The sequence below is a fragment of the Mesorhizobium sp. M1423 genome, from assembly GCF_040317575.1.
Taxonomy (GTDB): Bacteria; Pseudomonadota; Alphaproteobacteria; order Rhizobiales; family Rhizobiaceae; genus Mesorhizobium.
On record NZ_JAMYKU010000024.1, the window covers coordinates 25663 to 39635 of the forward strand.

At 63.1% G+C, this 13973-nt stretch carries 14 protein-coding genes; 8 read left to right on the forward strand and 6 right to left on the reverse strand.

The features are described from left to right. Positions 1 to 7 precede the first annotated feature (7 nt). The 5 genes from NKG95_RS25520 (at position 8) to NKG95_RS25540 (ending at position 6433) form a co-directional block, all read left to right on the forward strand. The gene (locus NKG95_RS25520; protein WP_353042864.1) at positions 8 to 2116 is read left to right on the forward strand and encodes a molybdopterin-containing oxidoreductase family protein; all 2109 of its coding nucleotides are present in this window, start codon (positions 8 to 10) and stop codon (positions 2114 to 2116) included. Positions 2117 to 2174: 58 nt separating this feature from the next. Beyond that, on the forward strand, positions 2175 to 2873 hold the full coding sequence (locus NKG95_RS25525; protein ID WP_023719770.1) for a DUF2270 domain-containing protein: 699 nt from the start codon (positions 2175 to 2177) through the stop codon (positions 2871 to 2873). Between the two features lie 185 nt (positions 2874 to 3058). Continuing rightward, positions 3059 to 5281: a cation:proton antiporter domain-containing protein gene (locus NKG95_RS25530; RefSeq protein WP_502912629.1), complete on the forward strand. Its 2223-nt coding sequence runs from the start codon at positions 3059 to 3061 to the stop codon at positions 5279 to 5281. A 378-nt stretch (positions 5282 to 5659) separates the two neighbouring features. Then, positions 5660 to 5893, forward strand: a complete 234-nt coding sequence (locus NKG95_RS25535) for a DUF680 domain-containing protein (protein ID WP_353042865.1) — start codon at positions 5660 to 5662, stop codon at positions 5891 to 5893. Between the two features lie 267 nt (positions 5894 to 6160). Further along, positions 6161 to 6433, forward strand: coding sequence for a DUF680 domain-containing protein (locus NKG95_RS25540; RefSeq protein WP_352481779.1), 273 nt, complete (start codon positions 6161 to 6163; stop codon positions 6431 to 6433). A gap of 114 nt (positions 6434 to 6547) precedes the next feature. Here NKG95_RS25540 and NKG95_RS25545 read toward each other — a convergent pair whose 3' ends face one another. From NKG95_RS25545 to NKG95_RS25565, 5 genes are all read right to left on the reverse strand, one after another. Then, positions 6548 to 7063 carry a SixA phosphatase family protein gene (locus tag NKG95_RS25545; RefSeq protein ID WP_023719766.1) on the reverse strand — a complete coding sequence of 172 codons (516 nt, stop codon included), beginning with the start codon at positions 7061 to 7063 and terminating at the stop codon, positions 6548 to 6550. 9 nt (positions 7064 to 7072) lie between these two features. Next, positions 7073 to 7405, reverse strand: a complete 333-nt coding sequence (locus tag NKG95_RS25550) for a hypothetical protein (RefSeq protein ID WP_352481778.1) — start codon at positions 7403 to 7405, stop codon at positions 7073 to 7075. A gap of 50 nt (positions 7406 to 7455) precedes the next feature. After that, a complete protein-coding gene (gene purN / locus NKG95_RS25555; RefSeq protein ID WP_023719764.1) occupies positions 7456 to 8163 on the reverse strand; it encodes a phosphoribosylglycinamide formyltransferase in 708 nt (235 codons plus the stop codon). Next, positions 8160 to 9224, reverse strand: coding sequence for a phosphoribosylformylglycinamidine cyclo-ligase (purM, locus tag NKG95_RS25560; protein ID WP_353042866.1), 1065 nt, complete (start codon positions 9222 to 9224; stop codon positions 8160 to 8162). Before purM ends, purN begins: the two co-directional genes overlap by 4 nt. Before the next feature lie 142 nt (positions 9225 to 9366). After that, positions 9367 to 10059, reverse strand: coding sequence for a hypothetical protein (locus NKG95_RS25565; protein ID WP_353042867.1), 693 nt, complete (start codon positions 10057 to 10059; stop codon positions 9367 to 9369). 141 nt (positions 10060 to 10200) lie between these two features. Here NKG95_RS25565 and NKG95_RS25570 point away from each other — a divergent pair, with 141 nt between their 5' ends. Genes NKG95_RS25570 through hdaA form a run of 3 tightly spaced genes read left to right on the forward strand, consistent with a single transcriptional unit; the run spans position 10201 to position 12666 of the window. Continuing rightward, complete coding sequence (locus NKG95_RS25570; RefSeq protein WP_023719760.1) at positions 10201 to 10758, forward strand: CDP-alcohol phosphatidyltransferase family protein; 558 nt, start codon at positions 10201 to 10203, stop codon at positions 10756 to 10758. Beyond that, on the forward strand, positions 10730 to 11956 hold the full coding sequence (locus NKG95_RS25575; protein WP_352481773.1) for an AI-2E family transporter: 1227 nt from the start codon (positions 10730 to 10732) through the stop codon (positions 11954 to 11956). Before NKG95_RS25570 ends, NKG95_RS25575 begins: the two co-directional genes overlap by 29 nt. Before the next feature lie 5 nt (positions 11957 to 11961). After that, complete coding sequence (hdaA, locus tag NKG95_RS25580; RefSeq protein WP_353042892.1) at positions 11962 to 12666, forward strand: DnaA regulatory inactivator HdaA; 705 nt, start codon at positions 11962 to 11964, stop codon at positions 12664 to 12666. Positions 12667 to 12899: 233 nt separating this feature from the next. Here hdaA and NKG95_RS25585 read toward each other — a convergent pair whose 3' ends face one another. Further along, positions 12900 to 13871, reverse strand: coding sequence for a GlxA family transcriptional regulator (locus tag NKG95_RS25585; RefSeq protein WP_353042868.1), 972 nt, complete (start codon positions 13869 to 13871; stop codon positions 12900 to 12902). Positions 13872 to 13973: the final 102 nt, after the last annotated feature.

The window sequence follows — 13973 nt, forward strand, 5'->3', positions numbered from 1 at the left end:
TGCTCCCATGAATCAGCACGCCAAGCTCAAAATCGGCCATTCGGCCTGTCCGCATGATTGTCCCTCAACCTGCGCGCTCGAGGTCGAGTTGCTTGACGCCAGGCGTATCGGCCGCGTCCATGGCGCCAAGGCCAACAGCTACACGGCCGGCGTCATCTGCGCCAAGGTCGCCCGCTACGCCGACCGCGTCCATCATCCCGACCGCCTGCTGAAACCGCTGATCCGGGCGGGCGCCAAGGGCGAGGGCGCCTGGAAGGAAGCGAGCTGGGAGGCCGCACTCGACCTTGTCGCCGAAAAGTTCATCGCGGCGGAGGCAAAATTCGGCTCGGAGACGGTCTGGCCCTATTACTATGCCGGCACGATGGGTCTGGTGCAGCGCGACGGCATCGAGCGGCTCAGGCATGCCAAGAAATACTCCGGCTTCTTCGGTTCGATCTGCACCAATCTGGCCTGGACCGGCTGGATGATGGGGGCAGGCGCACTGCGCGGCCCCGATCCGCGCGAGATGGGCAAATCCGACTGCGTGGTGATCTGGGGCACCAACGCCGTGGTCACGCAGGTCAACGTCATGACCCACGCCATCAAGGCGCGCAAGGAACGCGCAGCCAAGATCGTCGTCATCGATGTTTACGAGAACGCGACGATGAAGCAGGCCGATCTCGGCCTAGTGCTGAAGCCCGGCACCGACGGCGCGCTGGCCTGCGCGGTGATGCACGTGCTGTTCCGTGACGGCATGGCCGACCGCGCTTATTTGGAAAAATACACCGACGACCCGCATGGTCTGGAAGCGCATCTTCAAACGAGGACGCCGCAATGGGCCGCTGATATCACCGGGCTTTCTGTCGACGAAATCGAGACCTTCGCCCGTCTCGTCGGCACGACGAACAAGACCTACTTCCGCCTCGGCTACGGGTTTTCGCGCCAGCGCAACGGTTCGGTCAACGTGCACGCCGCAGCCTCGATCGCCGCGGTCACCGGCTGCTGGCAATATGAAGGCGGCGGCGTCTTCCATACCAATTCGGGCATCTTCAAGCTCAATCAGGAACTGCTCGAAGGCACGCGGATGCGCGACCCCGCGATCCGTCATCTCGACCATTCGCGCATCGGCCCGGTGCTGACCGGGGCTGAGGATGCGCTCTATGGCGGCCCGCCGGTGACGGCGCTGCTGATCCAGAACACCAATCCGGTCAATGTCGCGCCGGAGCAGCGGCTGGTGAAGCAGGGTTTTTTGCGCGACGATCTGTTCTCCTGCGTGCACGAGCAGTTCATGACCGACACCGCCAAGCTCGCCGATGTGGTGCTGCCGGCGACGATGTTTCTCGAGCATGACGACGTCTACAAGGGCGGCGGCAACCAGCACATCACGCTCGGGCCGAAGCTGATCGACCCGCCGGAAGGTCCGCGCACCAACCATTTCGTCATCGAGGAACTCGGCAAAAGACTCGGTGTCGCCGATCGCCCGGGCTTCGGCATGACCGAGCAGCAGCATATCGACGTCATTCTGGGCAAGCGCGGGCTGGGCAGCTTTTCGAGCCTGAAAGAGCAGAAATGGGTCGATTTGCAGCCGGATTTCGATGCCGCGCATTACCTCGACGGCTTCGGCCATGCCGACAAGAAGTTTCATTTTCGCGCCGACTGGACGGGCCAGGCGTCGCCCAATCGGCCACCGAAAAGCATGGGCCTGTTCGGGCCGGTGGCGAGCCTGCCGGAATTCCCCGACCATGTCGATCTGATCGAGGTGGCGGACGAGGCGCACCCGTTCCGGCTGACCACCTCGCCGGCGCGCAATTTCCTCAATTCGACCTTCACCGAAACGCCGGTGTCGCAGGCAAAAGAGCGCCGGCCGGAGCTGCTCTTGCATCCCGATGATGCGGCGGCACTCGGCGTCGCCGACGGCGGCCGCATCGAAGTCGGCAACCAGCGTGGCGAAGTGGTGCTGCACGCAAAACTGTTCGACGGCATCAAGCGCGGCGTGGTCATCGCCGAAGGCATCTGGCCGAACAGCGCCCATGAGCGCGGCGAGGGCATCAACGTGCTGACTGGCGCCGATGCGCCGGCGCCCTATGGCGGCGCCGCCTTCCACGACAACAAGGTCTGGCTGCGCCCGGCAACTTGAAGCGTTCGGAACGATATGTTCCTCCGGCCGTTTTCGCATGGCGGGTGGAGGCATGGTCATGGCAGAAGCGTTGGCGGCGCCGGACCCCATCGGGCGAACGCTTTCGTCCGGCGAACTCGTAACCACGATGTCCCACTTCCATCGCGCCGAGATTGCGCGCATGGCTGGGTGGCGCGACCGCCTGGACCGGACGAGCAATTGGGCGATAACGGTTGTCGCGGCGATGCTGTCCGTCTCGCTTTCGACAGCCAGCGCTCACCATGGCGTGCTGCTGTTTGCCATGCTGCTTGTTCTGCTGCTGCTGTGGATCGAGGCGCGGCGATACCGCTTCTTCGACTTCTATCGGGCTCGCGTGCGCCAGTTCGAACGGCACTATTTCGCACAGGTATTCTCACCGCAGCCGGATTTTGCGTCCGATTGGCTGTTGATCGTCGGCGAGAGCCTGCGCGCACCAAAATTCCTGATTTCGCAACGCGTGGCTTTGGCGCGCCGCCTGCGTCGGAATTACATCTATATGCTGCTGATCCTGCTGCTGGCCTGGATCCTCAAACTGTCGACCCCCAGCCTCTTAAACGAAGGCGTCCGCATCGGCTTCGTCGGGTCGATGCGTGAGGCCGTCGCCAGTGCTGCGCTGGGTCCAGTTCCTGGTGGCGCCATCGTCGTGCTGGTCGCCGTCCTCTATGCCGGCCTGCTGATGGCAGCCTACCTGACGGAGAGCGACGACGGCGAACTCTCCTTCGGTGACGTCCACGTCTAGCAATGCCCTGTCTAGCAACGCAACGGCCTGTCGCGCGTTGTGGGGCAGGTGCATTGGGCGATGGGGGTTTCATGGCTTGGCAGGCTCCGACACGTTCCAGCCTGGCGCTGTTGGTTTGTGCATTCGTCCCCGCAGGAGCGGCCCGGGCGGCGGAGACGCTTGTTGCCGGAACCAAGGCTTCGGGAATGGGCGGTTCGGGCGAAGGCGCTTTCGTTGCCGAGATCGTCCTGCTGCTGCTTGTCGGGCGCGGCCTGGGCGAAGTGCTGCAGCGCTATGGCCAGCCGGCAATCATGGGCCAACTGATCGGCGGCATCCTGCTCGGTCCTTCGCTGTTCGGCTGGCTATGGCCATCGGCTCAGCACCTGATCTTTCCCAGCGATCCTGCGCAAAAGGGCATGATCGACGCCGTCTCACAGCTCGGCATCCTGATGCTGCTTTTGCTGACCGGCATGGAGACGGACCTGCGGCTGGTGCGCCGGGTTGGCGCGGCCTGTTTTTCCATTTCGGCGACCGGCGTCGTGGTGCCCTTCATCTGCGGTTTCGCGCTGGCGCAGTTCCTGCCGGGCGCATTGCTGTCTGACGCCACGCAACGCACCGTCGCCGGGCTGTTCCTGGGCACCGCGCTGTCGATCTCGTCGGTCAAGATCGTCGCCATGGTGGTGCGCGAGATGAACTTCATGCGCCGCAACCTCGGACAGGTGATTATTTCCTCGGCGATCATCGAGGACACGATCGGCTGGCTTATCATCGCCGTAACCTTCGGCATCGCCACCAATGGCAGGCTGCAGTTCGCGCCGCTGGTGACCACCATCGCCGCGGTGGCACTATTCATGGTGTTCTCCTTCACCATTGGCCGCCGTCTTGTCTTCACCTTGATCCGCTGGACCAACGATCAATTCCACAGCGAGTTCGCGGTGATCACCATGATCCTCATCATCATGGGCGTGATGGCGCTGATCACCAATATGATAGGCGTGCATACCGTCCTGGGTGCGTTCGTCGCCGGCATTCTTGTCGGTGAATCGCCCATCCTCTCCAGCCATATCGAAGGCCAGCTGCGCGGCGTCATCACCGCGCTGTTCATGCCGATCTTCTTCGGCATGGCGGGGCTTTCCGCCGACCTCACAGTGCTTGCCGATCCGACGCTTGCCATGCTGACGGGCGCTCTGGTGGTTATCGCCAGCATCGGCAAGTTTGGCGGCGCCTTCATCGGCGCCAGGCTCGCCGCCATGTCGTTCAAGGAAGCAATCGCCGTCGGCAGCGCCATGAACGCGCGCGGCTCGACCGAGGTGATCGTCGCCAGCATCGGCCTGTCGATGAACATCCTGTCGCACAATCTCTTCACCATGATCGTCACCATGGCCGTGGTCACCACGCTGGCCATGCCGCCGATGCTGCGCTGGGCGCTCGGCCGGCTGCCGGTCGGTCACGACGAGCAGCAGCGTGTCGAGCGCGAGGCCTTGGACGAATACGGCTTCATTTCCAGGCTGGAGCGGCTGCTGGTGCTGGTCGACGACAGCAGGATCGGCAAGTTCACTGCCCATCTCGCCGGACTGGTGGGCGGAGGCAGCGGCATGCCCACCACCTTGCTTCGCCTGCCCACCACCTTGCTTCAGCCGAAAGACGGCCGAATTGACAGGCCAGCCGACAGCAAGGGGCAGGAGCGCGCCCTGCAGGAAATCAAGAAGGGTGCAAAAAAAAGCGCCCAGGCGGTAAAACGGATCGAAGATACGCTTGTCGGCAAAGTCCACCTGACGGCCCGCACCGAGTTGGAAGCCACCGGTGAGACGATCGCCGAAGAGGCCCGCAAGGGATACGGCCTGTTGCTGGTCGGCCTTGACAATGTGCTGACCGCCGATGGCGCCTTCGCGCCGGCCCTCAACGACATTGCCGCAGGATTTGACGGCCCGCTTTGCTTGGTCCTGAACGGCGGCAATGCTGCCGAAAAGATGCCGACGCTGAAGGCCGGCACCAGCATTCTCGTCCCCGTCAACGGAACCCAGGTGGCGCGTCGCGCCGCCGACTTGGCGCTGGCGCTGGCCCGTCCAAACCGGGCGCGGATCAAGGTTCTCTACGTCTCGCAAAAAGCAGCCAAGGGGCGCAGGTCGACATCCGTGTCGCATAGCCGCGAAGAGGCCGTCCTGAAAGACATCGCCGACTTGGCGGGCCGCTACGGCCTGCATATCGACACCGCGTTCCATACCCGCGTCACACCCGACAAGGCGATCACTAGGGAGGCGGCCAAAGGCGCGGCGATCGTCGTGATGGGTGTCACCCAACGTCCGGGTGAGGACCTGTTCTTCGGCGAAACCGCCGGCGCTGTTTTAGCCGCCTGCAACTGCCCCGTGGTGCTTCTGGCCAGCGCGCGGCCCAAGCATGACACCGCTGGCGCTGAGCTGGCAGCGTGATTTTTACTGGGCATTGATCGGTCGGCAGGCATGTCGATCGAGGCTCTGAAGCGCTGATCCAGCCAAACGTAAAATAGTTCGAACCGAACGGTTCGGTTCTGTTGACAGAGGGTACAGGAATGGGTGAACGCCGGCTCACAGAATGTTCGCGCTGAAAATCACCAATAACCGCATAACCAATTGAAAAGAAATAAGAACATTGTGGCGGAAGGAGCCGCATGTCGAATTTCAAGCGGCCAATTTGGCGCACCCGTACAAAATTTTTGTGATTGGAAACGACAAGCTTGCGGACCCATCTCGGGGCGGTCCGAGCGACGCGAATTCTTCCCAAGGCACGCCACTTGACGGACAGACCAAAGAACTACCGGAGTACCTGAAATGACCAAGATCGCTCTTACCGCCGGCGCCATCCTCGTTGTCACCGGCACTGCTTTTGCCGGCAGCGACCATTATGGCTCAGACAACGTCAACCAGCCGGCCGCTCCTGCTGCCAACGTTGACAACACGTTCACCGGCTCGATCCGCAAGCCGGTTACTTCCGAGCATACCGGTGCCAAGACGACTTCCGAGTCGGTGGCGCCTGAATCCGGCCAAGGCATCTGGGGCCGCTGATTATCACAGCCCCGGAACACAAAGAGCGGCGGGCTCGGCCCGCTACTCTTGCTTTCGCGTATCAGCCGGGACGAGCGCTGGATCGAATCCTGCGCCAATCGAATACTTTGAATTGCAGGTTTCATCTGTAGCCACAATCTCGGTTGCTGAAATCGTCCAGCAACGTGCACGTCGGAAAAAGCCGATGCGTATTCGGCAGCGCTCTCATCTCGAATGCGTCGAAAGCAACGACAACTCACGAATGACCAGCACACTGGAGTACCCGAAATGACCAAGATTGCTCTTACCATCGCCGCTATCGTCCTCACCGCCACGGGCAGCGCCTTTGCCGGCAGCGACCACTATGGTTCGGACGGTGCCAACCAGCCGGCCGCGCCTGTTGGCAATGCGCCTGTCGGCGCTATCGACAGCGGGTTTACCGGTTCCATCCGCAAGCCGCTGACGGCTGAGCACAACGCCGTCGACACCGGGGCGACGACCCGGTTCGGCACGGATCAGCCCGTAGTGCCCCAATCTGGCCGGGGCAACTGGGGCCGCTAGTTCCTCAAACCCCGGGAGCACAAAGAACGGCGGGCTTGGCCCGCCGCTCTTGTTTGTGCGAAGCTCGGTCGGTCGAGGGATCGGCGGTTTTTCCCCCGGCCTGTTGGTAAATCCCTAACGCAGATCCTTCGGCCAAATGCAGTGCGTCAGTCGGGCGCTGCCGAAGGTGAGACCGGCCCAATCGCCATCGACGTCGAACCGAGCCAGGGCCGCGGTCGGGAATTTTTCCGCCAGCTTTTTCAGCGCCGCTTCATCCGATCCAGCCCCGGCAAGCCCGCGCGCGAACTCCTCCAACCCGGGATTGTGGCCAAGCACCAGCAGCGTTCCGGTCTCCGCCTTTACTTGCCGCACCTTGGCGAGGATGTCCGCCGCCGCTGCCTCGTAGAGCGCCTGGGCAAATTTGGCCTGCACCTTCGCCGGCAATTCCGCCGAAACCAGCCGCCATGTGTCGCGGGTGCGCAGCGCCGGCGACACCAGCGCCAGCTCCGGCAGCCAGCCGCGCCGGGTCAGTTCGCGCCCGACCAGCGGCGCTGCTTTCCGCCCGCGCCCGGACAGCGGCCGGTCGAAATCGATGAGGCCAGGATCGTCCCAGCTCGACTTAGCGTGACGCAGGAGCAGCAATTGCATCATGGTTTCAATTCAAGTCCAAGGGATGTCCGGCTGAAAGTCTTTCCCATATCCGCCGCCATGCTTTGTGCCCATGGCGGTATCAAAACTCGCCCAAAGCACACCAAAGATGAACAGGCCTACGCGCCGTTCATCTTTATCCCATCTGACCGAAATGTCTGCTTCAGTGATAGCCCAATCGCCCGATCGAATGTGAATTGCTTCGATGACAGAATCGGCCCGCCCGTCCTCGGTTCGACAAAGATAGAAATATGCCGTGGCACTGTTCGGATCGTCCGCCTCGTCATACTCGAAGACGCCGGCGAGATCACCTTTTGTGCGGATCGCGCTGTCGAAAACGTCCATTGGTCTGTTTCTGCCGACCCCGACGATTTATTGGCTTTTTCTACGGACCCTCACGGCGTTATCCGCGCCAGGTGCTCGAGATCGGTCTCTTCGCGCAGCGGGTCGGGCGCGATCACCACCGACGTGGCATTGTCGGCATCGTCGGCGAAGCGCGAAAACACCGTGCGGCCGCCTTCCATCCGCGCCTTGCCTTCGGCGACCAGGCCCAGCGCCAGCGGATAGAGCTGGTGCTCGGCCTTGAGCACGCGCGCGGCCAGCGTGTCCTCATTGTCGCCGACCATCACCGGCACTGCGGCCTGGGCGATGATCGGCCCGTCATCCATGTCGAGCGTGACGAAATGCACTGTGCAGCCATGGATGCGCATGCCTGCGCGGATGGCTCGCGCGTGCGTATCCAGCCCCTTGAAGGCAGGCAGCAGGGCAGGGTGGATATTGACCATCCGGCCCTGCCACTTCTCGACGAAACGCGCGCCGAGGATGCGCATATAGCCGGCCAGCGCGACGATTTCGGCGCCGAACGACAAGAGGGCCGCATCGATCGCCCCGTCATGCGCTTCCTTGCTGGCATAATCGGAGCGCGAAATCACCTTGGTGGCGATGCCGCGAGCCGCGGCGATGCCGAGGCCGGCGGCATTGGCGCGATCGGAGATGACGCCGACGATCTCGGCAGGATAGGCCGGGCTGCCGGCGGCCGCGATCAGCGCCGTCATGTTGGAGCCGCGCCCCGAAATAAGCACTACGGTGCGTTTTCTGGTCATAGGCCGATCGAGCCCCGATAGATGACGCCGGCATCGCGGCGCGGCACGATCTGGCCGATCGGCGTCACCGTCTCGCCGGCCTCCTGCAGAACGGCGGCGACCTGCGCCGCCTGGCCGGAGGCGACGACCAGGATCATGCCGATGCCGCAATTGAAGGTGCGCATCATCTCTTCCGGCGCGACGCCGCCGGTCTTGGCCAGCCACGAAAACACCGGCGGCACTTCGATGGCGCCAAGATCGAGCTCGGCCGAAAAATCCTTGGGCAGAACGCGCGGGATGTTTTCTGGAAAGCCGCCGCCGGTGATATGGGCCAGCGCCTTTATGCCATGCGTGTTGCGGATCGCCTTGAGGATCGACTTGACGTAGATGCGCGTCGGCTCGAGCAGCGCCTCGGCCAGTGTCGCCTCGTCATTGAACGGCGCCGGATCGCCCCAGCCAAGGCCGCTTACCGCGACGATGCGGCGGACCAGCGAAAAGCCGTTCGAATGCAGGCCCGACGAGGCAAGGCCGAGCAGCACGTCGCCCTCGACGATGTCGTCGGTCGGCAGCAGCTGGCCGCGTTCGGCGGCACCGACGGCAAAGCCGGCAAGGTCGTAGTCCTTGTCGTGATACATGCCCGGCATTTCCGCCGTCTCGCCGCCGATCAGCGCGCAACCGGCCTGCCGGCAGCCGGTGGCAATGCCGCCGACGATCGAAGCACCCTGGTCGGGATCGAGCTTGCCGGTGGCGAAATAGTCGAGGAAGAACAGCGGTTCGGCGCCCTGCACGACGATGTCGTTGACGCACATGGCGACGAGGTCGATGCCGATCGTATCGTGCTTGCCGGCGTCGATGGCGATCTTCAGCTTGGTGCCGACGCCGTCATTGGCGGCGACCAGCACCGGATCGGTGAAGCCGGCGGCCTTTAGGTCGAACAGGCCGCCGAAGCCGCCGATCTCGCCATCGGCGCCCGGCCGGCGGGTCGCGCGCACCAGCGGCTTGATCTTCTCGACCATGAGATTGCCGGCATCGATGTCGACGCCCGCTTCGGCATAGGTGAGCCCGTTCTTGCGCTTGCTCATTTCCGGCGCCTGCTCATCTGTTGCGCTTGCCTGTCGCTGGTTTCATTCGCTTGCGGGCTCTTCGCATGAACGGCCGCACCTCGCAAGGATGACGGCGGGATCAGACGGTCTTGGCTCGACAAAAGAGTGGACACTGCCGCCCTTATGGACGCCCCTCTCGTTCCGCCAGAACCATGTCGACGCGGTCGAGTTGTGCCTTGGCGTAGCCGCTCAGCGCTATTCCGCTATTGTTCGTTCGAATCCAGTGCACAGCCTGCCTCACCCGCTCGTAGTGCCCAAGTTCAATTTCGCAGGCAATCAGCGCGAGGATCCGAATTGCGAAGGGCTGTGTGAATTCGTAAGGTTTGTCGAGCAGCTCGCTATGTCCGGCGACGTAACTGGCGAGGTCCGGATTCTGAGCCCTGATCCGTCGCGCCAGCTCGACATATTTCCCCAGCAACCTATCTATGCTCGTCTGGTCAAGGTTCTCGAAGTAACGAGCATAAGCTTTCAGCTCATTGTTAAATATCGTTTCGGGATGAAACTGCGACAGTCCGGGCCAGATCCATTTTTTGCCGTACAGCCTTTCAAGCAACGGCCTGACGGTAAGAAAGTCCAGGTAAACGAGCATGTTCACATGAACATCGCCAGAGCTTGCAGTAAAGGCTTCTTCGAGAATCAGGCTGATATCGTCGCTCCGGTCGACTTCGAAGACGCCTTTCCGGATGCGGCGAAAGCCATGTCCCATCATGAACGTATCGAGATACTTACGCGCTTCGCCAACGGCCAAAGACAAGGTTCCACTCCCTCTTTGTTGCGCCATGGTGCCTTGATGGTTGCCGAAGAGTCCAGCCACTGCGCCGCTTGTTCCAAAATAGCTTCGCGGCCAGCGCGCTCTCGACAAACCCGTGCACGGCCCAACTTTTGTCGCTTCTCACTTGCCGTGACCCTCCATCTCCATCATGTATCGACAAACAAGAGCGACGGGATAATGCGTTTGACCATCCCCAACATGATCACGATCATGCGCTTCGTGCTGGTGCCGGCCGTGGTGCTGGCCATGCTGCAGGAACGCTGGGACTGGGCCTTTGCCGGCTTCCTCATTGCCGGCATTTCCGACGGCGTCGACGGCTTCATCGCCCGCCATTTCAATCAGTTTTCCAGGCTCGGCGCCTATCTCGACCCGATGGCCGACAAGCTGCTGCTGGTCTCCGTCTTCGTGGTCATGGGCATCAGCGGCGAGTTGCCGCTATGGCTGGTCATCACCATGGTGTCGCGCGACGCGCTGATCGTCTGCGCCGTGCTTTTGTCCACCGTCATGGCGCATCCGGTTGAGATGAAGCCGCTCCTGGTGTCGAAGGCCAACACCGCGATCCAGATCGTGCTGGCGGCAGTGGTGTTGGGCGAACTCGCCTTTGACATCCGTCTCGATCCGCTGAGGCCGGCCCTCATATTGCTGTCCGGGGTCTTGACCGTGGCTTCGGCCGCGGCCTATCTCGTGGCTTGGCTGAGGCATATGAGCGGCTATGGCGAAGGCTCCACACCCGGCACCTGAACGCGGGGCACCTGAACACCAGGCACCCGACGAACGGTCGATCGACGCCGAGGCCGAAGCCGCGGCAGCGGAGGCTGCGGCATCGGCGTCGTTTCGCCGCCAGATCCGCTTCTGGCTGGTCAGCGCCATCATCCTCGCTGTCTTCCTCTATGTCTTCAGCGGCATCCTTCTGCCCTTCGTCGCTGGCATGGTGCTCGCCTATTTCCTCGACCCTGTCGCCGACCGGCTGGAGCGTCTCGGCCTGTCCAGGCTGATGGCGACGGTGGTCATCCTCATCGCCTTTATCGTCGTCCTGGTGCTGGCCGTCGTCATCCTGGTTCCGGTGCTCGCCTCGCAGATGGCTGATTTCGCCAGCAAGCTGCCGGACTATCTGACCCGGCTGCAGAGCCTGATCACCAGTTTCGACCCGAAATGGCTGGAAGAGAAATTCGGCGTCGACGCCAATGGCCTGCGCGAAGGGCTGAACTCGCTGCTGACCTCCGGCTTCGGTCTCCTGACTACGGTCTTCACCTCGATCTGGAGCTCCGGCGTGGCGCTGGTCTCGGTTGTCAGCCTGTTCGTGGTGACGCCGGTCGTCGCCTTCTACATGCTGCTCGACTGGGACCGCATGGTGGCAATCGTCGACGGCTGGGTGCCGCGCGACTATGTCAAGACGGTCCGGGCGATCGCCAGGGACATCAACACCGCGACCGCCGGCTTTGTGCGCGGCCAGGGTACGCTCTGCCTGGTGCTCGGCGCCATGTATGCCACCGGCCTGACGCTGACGGGCCTGAATTTCGGCATCCTCATCGGCCTGTTCGCCGGGCTGATCTCGTTCATCCCCTATGTCGGCTCGCTGACCGGGCTGGTGCTGGCTGTCGGCGTTGCCTTCGTCCAGTTCTGGCCGGACTGGACCATGATCGCGGCAGTGGCAGGCGTGTTCTTCGTCGGCCAGTTCATCGAGGGCAACATCCTGCAGCCGCGGTTAGTCGGCAAAAGCGTCGGCCTGCATCCGGTATGGCTGATGTTTGCGCTGTTTGCCTTCGGCGCGCTGTTCGGCTTCGTCGGCCTGCTGATCGCCGTTCCGGCTTCCGCCGCCGTTGCCGTTCTGGTGCGTTTCGCCATCGCGCGCTATCTCGAATCGCCGCTCTACAAGGGTCACGCCGACGAGCCGGTGCCGCCGCTGCCGGTACGGCGCCGCGGGGGCGCGCGCGGTTGAGCCAGATGCCGGACAACAAGATCGATCCGCCGCGCCAATTGCCGCTCGATCTAGGCCACGACACCGGCTATTCGCGTGACGAGCTCGTCGTCTCCGCCACCAACAGCCAGGCAGCGGCGCTTGTCGACCGCTGGCCGGACTGGCCGTCGCCGGTTGTCGTGCTGGCTGGGCCGGCCGGCTCGGGAAAAACCCATCTGGCCTCGATCTGGCGGACCCGCGCCGACGCGGTGAAAGTGGAGGCCGCCCGCATCGGCGACTGTATCGAAAATCTCGGAGCGCGCCCCGCCCTGATCGACGATGTCGATGCCGGCCCGATTGATGAGCACGGCCTGTTCCATCTGATCAACGCGGTGCGCGGCGCCGGCTCGAGCTTGCTGTTGACGGCGCGCCGCTTTCCCTCCGCCTGGGGCGTCGGGCTGCCCGACCTGGCGTCGCGGCTCAAGGCGGCGGCTACCGTCGAGATCCACGAACCCGACGATCTCTTGCTGGCCGGCGTCATCACAAAACTGTTCGCCGACCGCCAGGTCGAGGTCGAGCCGCATGTCGTGCAATACCTGGTGCGCCGCATCGAACGCTCGCTGGCCACCGCCATGCGGGTGGTCGAACGGCTCGACCGCACCGCGCTCGAGCGCAAGACGCCGATAACGCGGGCGCTCGCCGCCGAGACAGTCAGCGCCATGGACGAAGGGCAGGGCGAGTTCGAGATTTGACGATTCCAGTTCAGCCACTGTCCCATTTCGGGAACAAAAGCTGGCATCCGTCTTGCAGCAAGGAGCTTGCCGGCTGATCCCGGTCCTGATTGCGTATCAATCAGGTAAGTAGGCTCGCCGGGAGATGGGGTGGTTGGGGTTCTCTTCCCGGCGAGCTTGCCTTTGGCAGCATCGAATCGATAGCGCCATTGCGCGGCGGCCGGGCCTCAGCTCTCTCCACCCGCAATCACAGCTCATTCCGTGCCAAAGCGCTTGCGATAATCGCCGGGCACCAGCCCGGTTATCCTGGCGAATACTTTGCGGAAGGAGCCGGGATCGTCATAGCCGACCTCCCAGGCGATCTGGTCGATCGATCGCATCGTGGTTTCCAGCATCTCGCGCGCCTTGCCGACGCGCAGGTGCTGACAATATTCGGTCGGCTTGAGGCCGGTGGCGTTGCGGAACCTGCGTAGGAAAGTCCGCTCCTCCAGTCCGGCATGCTCTGCCATGGCGCCAAGCGTCACGTCACGCGCGCCGTTCGCCTGCAGCCAGTGCTGCACCTTGAGGATCGCTTCGTCGCCATGGGTCAGTCGCGGCGCAAACGGGCTGTAAAAACGTTGCTCGCGGCCCGGCGGATCGACCAGCATGAAACGCGCCGTGTCCATCATGACGGTTGACCCGAGCACCCTGTCCACGAGCTTGAGGCCGAGGTCGGTCCAGGCCATGTAGCCGCCCGCGGTGATGATGTCGCCATCGTCGATGACCAGCCTGTCGGCGTCGAGCAGGATGTCTGGAAAGCGTAGCGCCAGCGCGTCGCGATAGGCCCAGTGCGTTGTCGCGGCGCGACCGGACAACAGGCCGGTCTCGGCAAGCACGAAGGCGCCGGCACAGACCGAACCGAGCGTCGCGCCTGCCGCATGACGGTCCCTGAGCCAGCCGGCATAGGGCGCGGCCGCCTCGCGAGGGATCGGCTGCAGCAGGGTCGGCGGCAGGATGACCATGGCCGGTTCATTGTCGGCGCCGGGGTCGCTGTCGAAGGTGCGGATTACGGTATTGCCCGCGTCCAATTGCCAATGGCTGACGCGAAGCCTCGCCGCCTCCGGCGACCGCTCGACAGCCAGCCGGTTTGCCAGCATGAAAAGATCGGTCAGGCCGAGCACGGCTGCTTCCTGCACGCCGGGATACAAGACAAGGCCGATTTCGATCAGATCACGCGCAGCCGTCATTTGTCAGTTTTGCCACGTTGAATGTCCGTTTTGCCAATGCTCACCCTGACCGCACTGTTATAATTTGTCCAGCTGAAGGGGGCTAAAAGCTTCCCTGTTACC

What these genes read in the sequence shown, in the direction of transcription:
- NKG95_RS25520 (WP_353042864.1), top strand. Translation starts at nt 8, where the DNA reads ATGAATCAGCACGCCAAGCTCAAAATCGGCCATTCGGCCTGTCCGCAT.
- NKG95_RS25525 (WP_023719770.1), top strand. Translation starts at nt 2,175, where the DNA reads ATGGCAGAAGCGTTGGCGGCGCCGGACCCCATCGGGCGAACGCTTTCG.
- NKG95_RS25530 (WP_502912629.1), top strand. Translation starts at nt 3,059, where the DNA reads ATGGGCGGTTCGGGCGAAGGCGCTTTCGTTGCCGAGATCGTCCTGCTG.
- NKG95_RS25535 (WP_353042865.1), top strand. Translation starts at nt 5,660, where the DNA reads ATGACCAAGATCGCTCTTACCGCCGGCGCCATCCTCGTTGTCACCGGC.
- NKG95_RS25540 (WP_352481779.1), top strand. Translation starts at nt 6,161, where the DNA reads ATGACCAAGATTGCTCTTACCATCGCCGCTATCGTCCTCACCGCCACG.
- NKG95_RS25545 (WP_023719766.1), bottom strand. Translation starts at nt 7,063, where the DNA reads ATGATGCAATTGCTGCTCCTGCGTCACGCTAAGTCGAGCTGGGACGAT.
- NKG95_RS25550 (WP_352481778.1), bottom strand. Translation starts at nt 7,405, where the DNA reads ATGGACGTTTTCGACAGCGCGATCCGCACAAAAGGTGATCTCGCCGGC.
- purN (WP_023719764.1), bottom strand. Translation starts at nt 8,163, where the DNA reads ATGACCAGAAAACGCACCGTAGTGCTTATTTCGGGGCGCGGCTCCAAC.
- purM (WP_353042866.1), bottom strand. Translation starts at nt 9,224, where the DNA reads ATGAGCAAGCGCAAGAACGGGCTCACCTATGCCGAAGCGGGCGTCGAC.
- NKG95_RS25575 (WP_352481773.1), top strand. Translation starts at nt 10,730, where the DNA reads ATGGCGAAGGCTCCACACCCGGCACCTGAACGCGGGGCACCTGAACAC.
- hdaA (WP_353042892.1), top strand. Translation starts at nt 11,962, where the DNA reads ATGCCGGACAACAAGATCGATCCGCCGCGCCAATTGCCGCTCGATCTA.
- NKG95_RS25585 (WP_353042868.1), bottom strand. Translation starts at nt 13,871, where the DNA reads ATGACGGCTGCGCGTGATCTGATCGAAATCGGCCTTGTCTTGTATCCC.